The organism is Endoryza foliicola (genome assembly GCF_050589245.1).
In the GTDB taxonomy this organism is placed as follows: domain Bacteria; phylum Bacteroidota; class Bacteroidia; order Chitinophagales; family Chitinophagaceae; genus Endoryza; species Endoryza foliicola.
Window position 1 is genome coordinate 208877 of sequence record NZ_JBOBEW010000001.1, and the last position, 15042, is coordinate 223918.

The window sequence follows — 15042 nt, forward strand, 5'->3', positions numbered from 1 at the left end:
TTTCCATTGAAGAATAGCAAGGCACATGCTGCAGTATTGGCCGCCAATTTAATTTTTGGAATCAACTTTTCGGTGGTTCAATACATCACTAAAAAAATGGTCGGGCCTTTTGGTTTGAATGTGATTCGAGTAGGCGTTAGCAGCATTCTCTTGTGGATCTTACTCTTCTTCTCCAGTACCAAGGCAGGAATCAAAAAAGAACATATTGGTCGATTCATCTTATGTGCCTTCACCGGCATTTTTGTGAATCAAATGCTGTTCATCAAAGGATTATCGATGACACTCAGCATTCACGCTTCCCTCCTCATTCTTGTTACCCCCATCTTCATTACCATGGTAGCAGCTTGGCTTGGAACAGAACCCGCTACCTTCACCAAAGTTGCAGGATTGGTGATTGGCATCAGCGGTGCTGTTTTGCTGGCCTTGCAGAAAGAACACAGTGGTAACGCTTCTGATATTTTATGGGGTGATATTTTCGTAATCATCAACGGCATTTCATACGCCTTCTATTTTGTGCTAGTAAAGCCTCTAATGAAAGCGTACAATCCGGTTCACGTGATTCGATGGGTATTTACCTTCGGACTGCTGTTTACACTTCCCTTCGGTTGGAATCAGTTTGCAGCCATCCCTTGGTCGGAATTTCAAGTGGCCGATATTGCCGCCGTAAGCTTCATCGTACTGGGTGCTACCTTCTGCACCTACCTATTCAATCTTTATGGCATTCATCATTTGGGTGCAGGCATTACCGGAACCTATATCTACACGCAGCCGATTTTCGCAGCCATCATAGCGGTGATCTTCTTAGGTGAACGCTTCACACCATTCAAGGTGCTGGCAGCCTTATTAATTGTTGCAGGGGTATTGTTGGTGAATAGGAAATCAACCGCTCCTTTGGATACCTAAACCAATTTGGGATAGTCAAAAAACCAATCGGTTACCGGAGCATTCAAAAAATCTTTCCAATGTTCAGTATCAATGTGCACACTGAACACACCGCAAGTGGGAATATCGTCTATTCTAACATTGATCTTGGAACTTATCAAATAAGCGAATGCCGTAATTCCGGGATTGTGAGAGAAGAGCATCAAGGTATTGACATCGTCGGAGCAAGACGCCACCAACTTCATGAAATAGGTATATTCTGCCAAATACAACTCATCGTCCAATTGAAAGGCGCTATCGGGAACTTGTAGTATTTCTTTGAAAATGGTGGCCGTTGTTTTGGCTCTCACCGCGGTACTGGTAATGATTAAATCGGGCATGATGGCGCGCTTCTTTACTCTGGCAGCCATTTCAGGGGCATCCCGCAAACCGCGCTCGTTGAGTGTTCTGTTAAAATCGGTAACGTCTCCCAGTTCCCAACTGCTCTTTGCATGTCGTACCAATACCAATTGTTTCATAGCTCAAAAGAAATAAAAAAGGGGAAGAAATTCCCCTTAACATTCAAAAAAGTTTTTACCAAGGAATCAGACAGTTTACCAATGCCGTTTTCATCATAGGTCAGCATCGCAACGGCAACTATCTAAAGCAAATTTTTTGCCAAGTTTAACGCCTTAGTATCCACGAACATTCTTTCCTTCCATATAATTGATGAAAGCCTTGTTCACTACCTTATTACCTCCCGGAGTAGGATAGTTTCCGGTGAAATACCAGTCGCCGGTATTGGTAGGACAAGCTTCGTGTAAGCTCTCAATGGTTTGGAAAATCACTTGAACCGGGAACGGTGTTCCTTTTGGAGTGATCAATTCAGCCACTTTGCGGGAAATAGCTTCCGGAGTGAAAGGCGCATATACTTGTTGCACCACATTTTCAGTGTGCAAGTTACCTGTACGTTGCAATTCCTTTACTCGAGTATAAATGTCTTGTAATTGGTGTTCTTTGCCCGATTCTTTCCAAAGTTCAATAGCAGCGCGGAAGGCAATGAAATCACCCAGCTTGCTCATATCAATACCGTAACAATCGGGGTATCTGATCTGTGGTGCAGAAGATACGATGATGATTTTCTTTGGTTGAAGTCGACCCAACATGCGAACGATGCTTTCCTTAAGGGTTGTACCACGCACAATGGAATCGTCGATCACCACCAAAGTGTCTTTTCCTTTCTCAACAGTACCGTAGGTAATGTCGTATACGTGTTGCACCATTTCGTTTCTGCTCGCATCTTCCGTAATGAAGGTGCGCATTTTAACGTCTTTGATGGCAATTTTCTCTACACGCACGCGACGGGTAAGCATTTCACTCAGTTTCTCTTCGTCGAAATCTTTGCCCCAAGACAAGATCCGCTGAATTTTTACATTCGTGAGATAGTCTTCCAGTCCTTTTTGGAGACCGTAGAAGGCTACTTCAGCCGTATTCGGAATAAAGGAGATGATGGTATTTTTCAGATCATGGTTAACGGCAGCAAGTACTTGCTCGCTTAGGTTGTAACCCAATCGGCTTCTTTCTCTGTATATTTTCTCATCGCTACCGCGGGAGAAGTAAATGCGTTCGAAGCTACAAGCCTTGCGTTCTTTGGCAGGCACCACTTCATCGATCACATAATCGCCGCTTGCTTTCACCACAATTCCTTTGCCCGGCAATAATTCATGAACTTCGTTTTCGCCCACATTGAACACGGTGCGAATAGCAGCGCGCTCAGAGGCAGCCACAATTACGTCGTCGCTGATATAATAATAGGCTGGTCTAATGCCATGGGCATCGCGGAAAACAAAGCTATCGCCGTTCCCGATCAAGCCACCAACGGTAAATCCGCCGTCGAACAAAGGCACAGCCTTTCTCAGCACATCCAATACGTCTAGATCTTCCGGTGAACCTTCGTCTTCTTTTACTAAGAAATGATGAATCACTTCCATCATAGCGGCCAAGTCACTTTGTTTTTGGAATTCACCCGGATCGATGTTTACCAGTGCGAACAATTCTTCGGTGTTGACAAGGTTGAAATTCCCTGCCAATGCGAGGTTTTGAGCCGGAACCGTATGTCTTTTTATGAAAGGATGGCAAAATTCTACGTTGTTTTTACCCTGGGTGCCGTAGCGAAGGTGGCCCATCAGCAATTCTCCGAGGAAGGAGATATGGCCTTTCATGAGACCCGGGTGGCGGGTAATATCGCTTTGAAAACGTTCGAGTTCTTTTACTTCGTTGTTGATTTTGGTGAAAATGTCAACAATGGGTTGGTTGGCATTGCTTCTGATACGCTGCATGAAGGGGTACCCGGGCTCCACATTCAACTTTACGGCTGCTACCCCTGCCCCATCCTGACCACGATTGTGCTGCTTTTCCATGAGGAGGTAGAGCTTGTTGAGCCCCCACAGTACGGTACCATATTGTTGTTGATAATACGAAAACGGCTTACGTAATCTAATGAATGCCAGCCCGCATTCATGTTTTATTGCATCGCTCATGAAGTGAATTACGATTGTAAATCAAAGCGCAAAGTTAAGCCGATTTATGAAACTACCGAAAGGAAGATGTTAAAAGAAAAAAGCCCCTCAGTCTTCATAGGCATGGGGGGCGATTTCTTCATAGGAATGTAAAATGAAGTGTGTGACCGAGGTTTAACTACAGGATGTTGATTTTCTTGGATTTATTCAATGGAATTGGATTAATCACTAAACTCTAACCAGTGGACATTGGACTTTGACCCTTTAAAGGATATTGGATTCGTATCGGTATACAAGAAAGAAATAAAAAAAGGGCGTTGCAAGTATTGCAAGCCCTATTCAAGCACTTTACAGACAAAACCTATAACGATTTACGGGTTTATCTTTAGGCCGGATGTACCCTCTAAAATTTTGTTGGATCTTTTTAGATATAAGTTGCCGTACTGTTAATGAAGTTAACCAGAGAGGCAGAGTTTTTCAATTTCAACTTTTTTAGAATGTTGTGGCGGTGAACTTCTACGGTTTTCAAAGAAATGTTCAAATGCGTCGCAATTTCTTTTGAAGAGAATCCTTCTTTAATTTGGTTGATGATTTGAATTTCTCTTTCTGTTAAGGCATTTACATTTGGAGTGTCTTTGTTTTCTTCCAATACCAATTCGGAGATATTGTTTTTGATTTCGTCGCAAATGTATTTGTTGCCGCTTTGTACTTCCAAGATGGCTTTGATCATTTCTTCTTTAGAAGAGTTCTTGGTTACATACCCGCGAGCACCAATTTGCAACATCTTTTTAGCGTAGGCTGGTTGGGAGTGCATTGATACACCAATTACACGCGAAGCCGGTGATACTTTGCGGATTTTTTCGGTGGCTTCAAAGCCTGAAATAGGTGTCATGTTGATGTCCATCAAAATGATTTGTGGACGTTTGATACGAGCCAGTTCTACGGCTTGTTCCGAATCACCACATTCGGCAATTACTTCGAAGCGGGGGTCGTTGTTTAAAATAAAACTCCAGGTTTCTCTGATCAGCTTGTGATCGTCGGCAATTAGAATACTTACTTTCTGCATAACTTAAAATTTTAAAGGTTTAGAATTGGTACATCTATTTTTAATGTGCAGCCCTGCGTGGGTGCTGAAATAATGTGCATTTTACCGTTGAAGAGTTCCGCCCTGCTCGCAATATTCGATAAGCCCACTCCTTTCTTCGACTTCAATTTTTCCGGATCAAAACCCTGTCCATCGTCAATAATTTGTAGACTGATATTGCCGGCCTCTACTCCCAATTTTATATACAAGTGCTTTGCATTTGCATGCTTAATTACATTGTTGATTTGTTCTTGTGTAATGCGGAACAACATCAACTTTTGTTGTTCAGAAATCAGGTTGTCGATATCTGCATCAAACGCAAATTCTACCTCAAATTTTCTTGCAAGCTTGATGCTTTCTACTAAGTCTTGAATCGATTCTACTAACCCTAAATCACCGATACTAGCAGGAACCAAGGACCTTGAAATGGTTCTGATTTCATTAATAGCGTTTGAAATATTCGACACGCTCATGTCGATATAAGTATTCTTTTCCTGCTCCTCATTTTTCGCTACTTCTAGATACAATTTTGCAGTAGAAAGAATTTGATTCACGTTATCGTGCAGTTCTTTTCCAATTAGCGAACGTTCTTTCTCTTGTGCATCCACTACTGCTTGAGCTACCAGTTTCTGACGGTTCAATTCTTGCTTTAACAATTTCTTCTCCAATTCGCGCTTCTCTGTAATATCTTGCATAGAGCCCACCATCCTGCTCACTTTTCCTTGCTGATTGTAAATCAAGAAACCTCTATCACTTACCAAAACATACTTACCATCGGCTCTTTTAAAGCGGTATTCTTCCTGCCACACTTGTTGGCTACTGGAAGCAATGAATTTATTCAAGCCTTCCACAACTCTTGCACGATCTTGCGGATGGATGTATTGCTCATATACCTGATTGGTATCAGTAAAGTATCCGGCCTTATAACCAAACAGCGTATGGAATCCTTCGCCCCAATAGATTGTTTTTCCGATCAAATCAGAGTCCCAAATAGCATCATTGGTAGCCATAGTGGCCAGCAGGTAACGTTCGTTGCTTATTTTGATACGTTCTTCAAACTGTTTGCTTTCGATGATCACGCGAAGAATGTTGACCATTCTCTCAATAATGGGCATTTCTTCTACCGAAGGATAGGTTACTTGTTCATGATATAAGGCAAAAGAAGCTATGGCCTGATTCTGTGCACTAATAATTGGGTAAGACCAACAAGCCCTTAATCCGAATTGAAGAGCAATATCTTTGTACTTTTCCCAGTATTCGTGTGTTGTAATGTCGCTTACTATTACATTTTCTTTACGATATAAAGCTGCCCCACAAGATCCTTCACGAGGACCTATTTTAAGTCCTTCGATTGCTTTACAATAAGCTTCCGGAATGCTAGGTGCTGAAATTGTATACAAGGTTTGACTATCATCTTCCAATCCTAATACGGAACAATGAATACCCGGCATCACTCTTTCTAAACCGATCAATAAATAGTCAACGGTAACTTTCAAAGAAGCATGGGGTCGGGCATTTAATTCCAACACTTGCTTTTCAAGCGCTAATAAAAATTCTTGACGTTTTCTTGAGCTAATGTCTCGGAAGTAAATAAACAATCCTTGAGTAGAGGGATAGGCTGTAATTTCAAACCAAATACCGAAAGGCGCATTGAAGCTTTCTTGAACCAAGGTTTTACGTTGTTTCAATGCTTGATCAAACATGTTCAAGGTGGCCAAATCTAGTCCGGGGAAAATGGCTTTCACCGGTTTGCCAATGGCATCAACGGTTCTTACGCCCGTGTATTTTTCAAACTCTTTATTCCACAAGAATACCGTCATCTGATTATCTACCGCAATGAACCCATCGGTGATACTATTCAGGATATCATTGATGCGCTCAGAATATTCTCTCAGTTGCTTTTCATTTCGCTGGAGTTCAATTTCAGCTGTCTTTCTTTCCGTAATATCTACAAAGGAGGCCACTACTGCATCCGGCTTCACTCTTTGTTCTGAATAATAAATAGGCTCCGTATTTACCGTAATCCAATTCAAACTTCCGTCGGGTTTGCGAATACCCATAATTACTCCCTGAACTGATTTTCCGGTTTGAAGTGTGATATTGAATGGATGTTGCTCCATTGGGAAGGGGCTTCCATCTTCATGAATGGGTTGGAAATCGGGACCGATATTTCGTTTTGATTTCAGATCTGCCTCATTAAATCCTGTGATCTCGCAAGCACTTGCATTCACGGCAATCACATCTCCATTTGCATCGTTTAAAATGATGCCTTCTCCTAATGCATTCACCACTGTACGATAACGTTCTTCGCTAATTCGAAGAGCTTCTTCCGATTTACGTCTTTCAGTAATATCTCGATTATTAGCAACATAGCCGATATGTTTTCCTTTCTCATCTGTTAAGAAAGTAACCGAACTATGCAAATAAACTTTTTTACCGTCAGCTCTAGTAAAGAACACTTCGCCACTCCAATAGCCATACTTAGTCATGTGGTTGATGGAGTCTTCAAACGTATCACCAATAAAAGTATAGACTACTTTTTCGCCCAGATACTTCCCAAGAATTTGATCAGCTGGTATGCCATAGATCATTTCAGCGCCCCTGTTCCAAGAGGTGACCATGAACTTTAGATCAACAGAGATGATCGCTTCAGATACTTCTTGAATAACACGTGCCTGATACCTGATCTTTTCTTCGTTTATTTTTCTATCATTGATATCGATCAGAGATCCCATGAAGCCATGAAAAGTGCCATCCGATAAGGTCCTTGGAATGGATTCGTCTAGTACCCATCTGTATTCTCCGTCTTTGTTTCGAAGTCGATACTCCAGTGTTACCGGTTCGCGCTTTTTAAAATGCTCGCTGTAAGGAAGTAGGGCAATATTCTTATCATCCGGATGTACCAACGATTCCCAACGCTTTGTTCGAAGTTCTTCTAAGGTATACCCCGTAAATACAGAAAAAGGCTGATTAATGTAAACTATTTCATCATCTACATCACTTACCCACAACATTACCGGAGCATTATCGGCCATCAAGCGGAAACGAGACTCTCCTTCACTGATTTGTTGGATTGACATGCGGCGTGTTATTGCCGATGACATTGTGGAAGCAAAGGCTTTTAGAAAGTCTTTCTCCACCGTATTCCAAGATCGAATGTTAGTGCAGGAATCAACTACTACCACACCCCAAAAACTCTGATCACTAAATATAGGCGCAACAATTCCAGACATTACATGTTGCACTTGCATCAACTTGTTCCAGCCTTCGCTATTCGCTTTGCCTTTTTCAAAATCATAGCCTACATTTTCTTTGAAAGCCAACTTAAGATTGCCATAACTGGCATAATCAAGCGTAGACATGATGGAGGCATTGCCAATTGGCGAAACCGCATCATTGAACCAAGTTGAGTAGATGTTTGCGTGATCTCCTTCATGTTTGAAAATATATACCCGATCGGCTGAGATCACAGTACCTAAATGATTCAATACAGAAGGAAGAATGATTTCAAAATTTTCTTCTTTTAAAAACTGATTGGCTGTATCGGAAAGGAACGAGAGTAATTTGTCTTTGTATAACAATTCATCTTGCGCTTTCGCTAATTCAGAGATATCGCTTGCGATAGCGATAATTGAATGTACAAATCCGGTTTCATCTATTTCAGGAGAAACATTGATCAACAGATTATAGTAACTACCGGGGCGAGAGGCTGAAGGAATGGTAAACGTGAACGATTCGGCTTTTGCTGTTTCAAAAACAGGTTGCCCTTTTGAGCGAAGTACTTTCCACAATTCATCGCGTAAACCAAGCTCTTTGGGATCTCTGCCTATGAATTGATCGGGTTGTACATTAAATGTGTGCTTCACTGCACTATTTACATAGGTGAATTGGAATTTTCTGTTCAACCGATGAATAAGCACCGGTACGCTTTCTGCAAGAGCTCGGTATTGCAATTCACGATTGGTCAATTCTTTCTCGGCAATTTTGAGTTTGGTGATGTCTTTCTGCGTACCCCAAACACGCACCAGTCGATCGTTCTGGACGATACCCACCAAGCTGTTCATCATGTAAATTGGGTTGCCAAAGCGATCTATTTCATGGCTCTCAACATTTTCCAATCGAAAACCATTCCGTATAAAAGATCTTAAATATTCAATATTAAATGGATCTGATTTTGGCAGTATTGCGTCTAAGCGCACTCCATTCATCTCTTCTGCTTTCTCATACCCGTACATTTTAGCAAATGCATCGTTGCATTCAATTACCGTTGCATGCTCGAATATGAAATCGATCAGTCCGTCTTCGTTAAATTGGGAGAGCGGGTATGGAACCCCTTCAATACGCCAAATACCTTCCGAGCTGTGTTTGATAAACGCACGATACCTTTCTTCACTATCTTTCAACGCTTTCTCGGCCAAGCGTTGTTCTGTTACATCGGTTTGTATTCCCCAGATGCGTGTCAAAAACCCATCCTCAACTATTCCTATTAAATTATTAAGGAAATACTTTTTAATACCATCCTTTGTAGTTTGAACTGAGGGGCCTTTAAACATTCGATAGCCATTGCGAACGAACATCAAAGATGCTATTTGAGTGAACTCGTGGTCAATGGGTACAAAATCATTCATTTTAGCACCGTATAAGTCTGCAGCAACAGTAAAGCCGAGAATGGTAGCCATTTGATCGTTACATTCGGCCAAGTAGCCGCGCTCAAACATCAACTTAACTTGCTCTTCTGCGGGTAAACTTGTATCAATAGGTTCAGTGAAGTCGCCACGCCAAATAGCCTCCGTTGATTGTTTGATAAACAAGCGATAACGTTCCTCACTTTCTTTTAATGCCAGTTGAGCATGACGTTGTTCGGTAATATCGCGAAGGGTACCCCAAATTCGAACCAGCTTTCCATCTTCAATGATGCCAATACGGTTATTGAGTAAGTATTTTTTATTTCCGAAGCGATCTGTTTCTACCGTTGCCGTATCGGAAAGCTTATATCTACTTTTAATAAATTCGATGTACGACTCTTTATTAATCTCTTCAATTGAAGAAATGAAATCTTGAATTTTCTTGCCTTGCAATTGAAGTGCATCGGCATAAGAATACACTTTTGCGTAGGCGTCATTACTCTCCGCTATATATGCCTTCTCCCATATCTGTTGAACTTGTTCTTCAGGAGTTAACTCAATGTCAATTCCACCGGGTATTTCAATTCGCCAAATTGCTTCGGTTGTATTTTTAAGAAAGGTTGTGTAGCGCTGTTCGGATGCTTTTAATTGTTGTAGTGCTTCGTAATTGGCAGTTATGTCTTTTGCTAAAGCCACTCCATAAGCGGGTCTTCCATCTTTATCAAAAATATAGTTAGCAGAAGTTGATAGCCATCGAATGCTGCCATCTTTTGATACCGCTCTGCAGAGAATATTGTGTGCCGGCTTATGGGACACAACAATTTCTTTCAATGCATCAACAGCTATTTGAAGGTCTGCCGGATAAACATAACTAAGGAAGTTGGTACCGATCATTTCAGAAACAACATATCCATATGTTCTTGACACTTCCGGTGAAACATATATAAGTGTACCCTCATTATCGAACTTAAAAACGATTTCAGAAACGTTCGCAAGAATTTGATCGAGTTCTTGTTTGGCAATAAAGAGTTCTTCTATTTTTTCAGCTTCTACTAAATCGCTACTTACTTGATTTACAGCAAAAGGCTCGAATTGATCGATGATGGCCCATTCCCATAGATCCTCCGTTTCATTGAACAACACAGAGAAAACACAAGTGATGTTTTTGATAGTACAAGTGAAGGTATTCTGCTGTGCCGGATCGAAGTTTTGTACTTGTATGTGGCAAGACTCTTGGCTATTAAGCTCTAGAAATGAGAGGAGTGGGGTTCCCTTTGGTAATATTCCAATACGATCTGCTAAGCAGTTTGCATCTGTAAGCAGATGAAATTGCTTATCTGTTTTGAACATCTTTACGGAACGTTCAGTGGCAATATTGGATTTACTTAGCTGGTTATGCATATAGGGTTTCCCTAGTTATACATTAAAGTACTTACTCCGAAAACCCATCTCTAAGGGTTTTTACTGGTAAATACTTATGTAATCTAAAGAAATAGCCCTTTAATGGCTGGAAAAAGCCTAAGAAATTTATAAAATTAAGGGGTAACCCTTAATTAGTAGACGTAGACACGTATTTCCACCAATTGCTGAGGTTTCCACAACCTTTGAATTCATCATCAATCATGATGTAGTAGTTGGGGATTTTGGTGGCAAACCACTTCTCTAAAACCTCCTGCTTTTTGAATTCCAACGCACGCTCGGCAATGCGGTTAAAATCGTCTTTGAAGTTTTCGCGGTGAGGTTCTGATCGAGATTTGAGATAAACAATACGAATGGCTTTCTTTTGACGCTCGTCGTTGAATACAACAGGCTTTGAGTATTCGCCTACTTTCATTTTACCCAACATTAATACGAGGTCTTTATCAAGTTGATCGATGGTAACATAGGTGCTACCATTGTAGCTTTGCTTCATCCCTGCGAGATACTTGGCATTTTCATCTTCGCTGTACTTGCTAACAGCTTCTCCAAAACTAATAGTGCCTGCAATCAGCTTCGCTCTCACAGAATCTAATTTCATGATTCCTTCGTTTACTTCCGTTTCAGTGATTTTTGGAATGCGAAGAATATGGCGAACCGTTGCATCATCACCTTGACGAGCAACCATCTGAATGATATGATATCCAAACTTTGATTTGAACACCGGAGAAATTTGACCGGGTTTCAAACGGAATGCTTGACGCACAAAGGTTGGATCGAAATTCTTTTCGTTTCTATTGATAGAATATTGACCGCCATTGTTTTTACTTCCCGGATCGTCTGTATATAGAGTAGCAAGTGTTTCAAAACGAGCCTTTCCCGATTCTACTTGGCGTTTGTAGTCGGCTAATTCATCTTGTGCCAATACTTCAAAATCGCGACTGGCTTTAGGATAAATGAGCACCTCTCCTACTTCAACTTCACTTTCGTAAAAAGGTAAACTGTCTTTTGGAATTTTCTCCCAATACTCTTTTACTTCTTGTGGAGTGATGCGAACATTTTCAACTACCTTCTTTTTCATTTTGTTCGCCAACTCGTTATCGTAAATAGGTCTACGGAAATCTTCTTTTAATTGGTAAATGGTTTTACCGGCAATCTCTTCTACTGCTTCAACGGAACCGAGGTCTTGAACAAACTTACGAACGCGGTTTTCAATGATAGCGTCTACTTCTTCATCCGAAATGGTAATGGAATCTTTCTCTGCTTGCAAGGTAAGCGCCTTCATGATCAACATCTGATCGAGGAGATAGCATGGAGCACCTTCCGGAACGGGTTCGTTGCGACGTTGACGGTCGGAGATCTCGTTATAGATATCTGAACGAAGGATAATTTTGTCTCCAACAATGCCAACAATTTTATCGGCAATGATGGGACGTTGTGCCATGGCGGTTACTGAAACAAAAGCGGCCAGAACGAGTAGAGTTAATTGACGCATAATCAAAAATGATATTCTCAAAAATAGCTTTTCAAGAGGGTTTTGAGGAACAAAGCGTTCTTATTTAACAAGGTTTTTAACAAGAGATCCCAAAGGGGTTGCCTCCGGGATCTCTTTATTGGGTGTAGCTCAGTAATTAGAGCGTACGTTTTACTTCTTCAATTTCAAAGGCTTCTACGATATCGCCCACTCTGATGTCATTGAAATTCTTGATGGTTAAGCCGCATTCCATATTGGAAGCCACGTCTTTAACATCGTCCTTAAAGCGTTTGAGAGAGGCCAATTCCGCCGACTGTCCTTCGCCTTTGGGGAATTCCACGATACCATCGCGGATGATACGAATCTTCGAGTTTCTGCTGATCTTTCCTTCGAGAACATAACAACCGGCAACCGTGGCTTTGTCGAACTTGAATACGTTGCGCACTTCCACATTGGCTGTAATTTTTTCTTGAATGGTAGGCTCCAACATCCCTTCCATCGCACTCTTGATTTCTTCGATGGCATTATAGATAATCGAGTACAGCTTGATTTCCACGCCTTCGTTTTCGGCCAAGCGAGCAGCTTGAGCTGAAGGACGGCAGTTGAAACCTAACAAGATGGCATCCGAAGCAGTGGCCAATAATACATCACTTTCAGTGATGGCACCCACCGCCTTGTGAACCACGCTCACTACAATTTCTTCCGTAGAAAGTTTCTGCAATGAATCGCTCAACGCTTCTACCGAACCATCCACGTCCCCTTTGATGATCAAGTTCAACTGCTTGAAGTTTCCAAGCGCCAAACGACGACCAATTTCATCGAGGGTAATATGTTTCTTAGTTCTGATACCTTGTTCACGTAATATCTGTGCTCTGCGGTTCGCTACTTCTTTTGCTTCACTTTCATCTTCGTACACTTTGAACTTCTCACCTGCTTGTGGTGCACCATTCAAACCGAGAATCAAAACCGGTGTAGAAGGAGGAGCCGTGTCTTTACGTTTGTTACGCTCATTGAACATCGCTTTCACACGACCATAATACTGGCCGGATACCACGATATCACCTTGTTGCAAGGTTCCGTTTTGAACCAATACTGTTGCTACATAGCCTCTACCTTTATCAAGCGTAGCTTCGATAATGGTACCGGATGCTTCTTTATCAGGATTGGCTTTCAAATCAAGCAATTCAGCTTCTAAAAGAATTTTTTCGAGCAATAGATCTACATTCAATCCTTTTTTAGCACTGAGCTCCTGACTTTGATATTTACCACCCCATTCTTCTACTAACAAGTTCATTTGAGAAAGTTGTTCGTAGATCTTTTGAGGATTGGCTCCGTCTTTATCGATTTTATTGATTGCAAAAATCATTGGAACACCCGCCGCCTGTGCGTGGCTGATAGCCTCCTTAGTTTGAGGCATCACTGCATCGTCGGCAGCTACTACAATTACTGCAATGTCGGTTACTTTAGCACCACGAGCACGCATCGCCGTAAACGCTTCGTGACCCGGCGTATCTAAGAAAGCAATTTGCTTACCATTTGGTAGTGTTACTTCATAGGCACCGATGTGCTGGGTGATACCACCGGCCTCACCTGCTACTACGTTTGCACTACGGATATAGTCGAGCAAAGAGGTTTTACCATGGTCAACGTGACCCATGATGGTAACAATTGGAGCGCGGTGTGAAAGATCTTCTTCTGCATCTTCTTCCTCTTCTTCTTCCATTTCCATTTGCTTTTCCATATCGATGAACTCTACGGTAAAGCCAAATTCGTTTGCCACCAATTCAATTACTTCGGCATCGAGACGTTGGTTGATACTCACCATCAGTCCGAGGCCCATACACTTACTGATTACATCAGCGAAACTTACATCCATCAGATTAGCCAATTCGCTCACACTAATGAACTCAGTTACCTGAAGCTTCATATCCATTCCTTCTTCACCTCCGCCTTGTTCGGCTAGGCCTTGACGTTTTTCACGACGGTATTTCGCTTTCAAGCTCTTACCTCTACCGCCGGTACCGGCCAGTTTGGCTTGAGTTTCACGAATCTTATTTTGAATTTCTTTTTCGTCGATTTCTTTGGCCTCTCTTGGAGTGCGATCACGGTTTCCACCACGATTGTTTTGGTTGTTGCCGCCACGTCTGTCGTTATGGCGTCCACCACCTTGTTGATGACCTCCACCTTGGCCCGGTTGTCCGCCTCTGTTTTGCTGATCGCCGCGCTTGAATACTTGCGGGCCTTGCTGACCAGGGGGACGTCCTTGAGTTTGTTGTTGAGGTTGACCAGTGTTGTCGCGTTTTTCGATGGGAATACGCTTGCGCTTTCTCTTCTCATCGCCCGGTTTTGGACGGGTATCGCTATCAACAGGCAATTCAATTTTGCCGAGGATCTTAGGACCTTCTAATTTTTCTGCGCGAATGTTTTCGATCACAGGAGGTTGATCACTTTCGGGATCTTCAGAAGCTACCGGTTCTTCGGCGGGAATTTCCGCTTTAGGCTCTTCTACTTCTGCTACAGGAGGAGGAGTTGGTTGAACCGGCGCAGGAGCTGGTTCCGCTTCTTCTTCTTTCTTCTTCGCGGTTTTCTTTGGACGGGTAGAAGAATCGATGGCCGATAAGTCGATTTTATCGAAAACTTTTGGACCTTCAATTTCAGGAGCTTCCACTTTTACAACAGGAGCTTCTTCTACTTTCTTCTCTTCAATCTCCACTTTTGGCTCCACTACAGGAGTTACAGGAGCCGCCACAGGTGCTTCTTCTGCTTTTGGAGTTGATTCCTTTTTAGTTTGTGCTGCCGCCTCTTCGTCTTTCTTCTTCTTAGCCTCAATGCTTCCTTTTGGAAGATCGATCTGGTCGCTTTTCAGCTTCGCCACTTTATCACTTTGAAACTCCTGCTGTAAGCTACGGTACATTTCTTCAGTGATTTTGGAAGTGGGTTTCAGATCGTCTCTGTTAAAACCTTTGGCAGCAAGAAATTCAATGATGGTGTCTTGTCCAACATTGAACTCCTTGGCAGCAGCCAACAATCTAGGTAATTTAAGTTCTGACATTCAGTTATTTT

General features: G+C 42.1%; 7 protein-coding genes. 1 reads left to right on the forward strand and 6 read right to left on the reverse strand.

Features of this window, described 5'->3' with window-relative positions; genetic code table 11:
• Positions 1-6: 6 nt before the first annotated feature.
• Complete coding sequence (locus ACQ2HE_RS00840; protein ID WP_430895471.1) at positions 7-903, forward strand: DMT family transporter; 897 nt, start codon at positions 7-9, stop codon at positions 901-903.
• Here ACQ2HE_RS00840 and ACQ2HE_RS00845 read toward each other — a convergent pair.
• The 6 genes from ACQ2HE_RS00845 to infB all read right to left on the reverse strand — a co-directional run bounded on the left by ACQ2HE_RS00845 (position 900) and on the right by infB (position 15031).
• Entirely contained in the window at positions 900-1400 is a 501-nt protein-coding gene (locus ACQ2HE_RS00845) for a SixA phosphatase family protein (protein ID WP_430895468.1), read from the reverse strand. The two genes, ACQ2HE_RS00840 and ACQ2HE_RS00845, sit on opposite strands and share 4 nt — an antisense overlap.
• Before the next feature lie 153 nt (positions 1401-1553).
• Entirely contained in the window at positions 1554-3401 is a 1848-nt protein-coding gene (locus ACQ2HE_RS00850) for an amidophosphoribosyltransferase (protein WP_430895466.1), read from the reverse strand.
• Positions 3402-3804: 403 nt separating this feature from the next.
• Positions 3805-4446, reverse strand: a complete 642-nt coding sequence (locus ACQ2HE_RS00855) for a response regulator (protein WP_430895464.1) — start codon at positions 4444-4446, stop codon at positions 3805-3807.
• A gap of 11 nt (positions 4447-4457) precedes the next feature.
• Positions 4458-10490, reverse strand: coding sequence for a PAS domain S-box protein (locus tag ACQ2HE_RS00860; RefSeq protein WP_430895463.1), 6033 nt, complete (start codon positions 10488-10490; stop codon positions 4458-4460).
• Positions 10491-10638: 148 nt separating this feature from the next.
• Positions 10639-12000 (reverse strand): peptidylprolyl isomerase, encoded by a 1362-nt coding sequence (locus ACQ2HE_RS00865; RefSeq protein WP_430895461.1) that lies wholly within the window; start codon positions 11998-12000, stop codon positions 10639-10641.
• A 136-nt stretch (positions 12001-12136) separates the two neighbouring features.
• Positions 12137-15031 carry a translation initiation factor IF-2 gene (gene infB, locus ACQ2HE_RS00870; RefSeq protein ID WP_430895459.1) on the reverse strand — a complete coding sequence of 965 codons (2895 nt, stop codon included), beginning with the start codon at positions 15029-15031 and terminating at the stop codon, positions 12137-12139.
• Positions 15032-15042: the final 11 nt, after the last annotated feature.